Genomic DNA, 608 nt, shown 5'->3' with positions numbered 1-608 from the left:
TGAGGTGTTGAGCACAGGGATTTGAACCCGCATCCGACAAGGGATTTGAACCAACCTTCTGTGGTGCTGGAGAGGTAGAACCAGTGGCTCAAACACCAAAAGCAGAGGGGGACTTTCGCCAACAGTAACACCCAAGGTAACACCACAACCAAACGTCAAACCTTCATAAGCAATAAAAACAATAACTTAAAATTACAATTCAGACTCCCCCAGCCCAAACGTTTGGAAAGGGCCACTTCGCAAGAAGTGGCCCTTTTTGTATCCTTTTTCTCACCTTGAGAGGATGTATCCGCCCCACGAGCGCAGCACATCTCCAGATCAGGCCAAAGGCTCTGCGGGGGGTGGCTGCATTTGACATGGGCCAGCTCCAGGTGGCGTCGCCAGCAAAAACCGGCGAGTGGAGCGGCAATTTGCCCGGGAGCTGTGGGCCACGCCATCAGCCCAGCGCTTCCATGGGGTTGAAACAACCTCGAGGGTTCGCCCCCGAGAATCTTCCACTAGGCTGTGTTCTCAAAATGCTGGTTTTCTGTCCACACATAACTCGCGCAAGTAGCGAAGGCAGAAAGCCAGTTTGATAAAGGCTGCAAAACTCTTGGCTAGCTTTTCAT

Annotated in this window: 1 pseudogene; it reads right to left on the bottom strand. The window is 52.1% G+C overall.

Going from position 1 to position 608, the window contains the following annotated elements:
- Positions 1–510 precede the first annotated feature (510 nt).
- Positions 511–608 (bottom strand): annotated as a pseudogene (locus PG883_RS23740) (IS5-like element ISAs34 family transposase); the annotation flags it as partial.

It is taken from the genome of Aeromonas sp. QDB25 (assembly GCF_027707725.1).
In the GTDB taxonomy this organism is placed as follows: Bacteria; Pseudomonadota; Gammaproteobacteria; order Enterobacterales; family Aeromonadaceae; genus Aeromonas; species Aeromonas caviae.
This window is presented reverse-complemented; position numbering and strand designations above follow the sequence as displayed.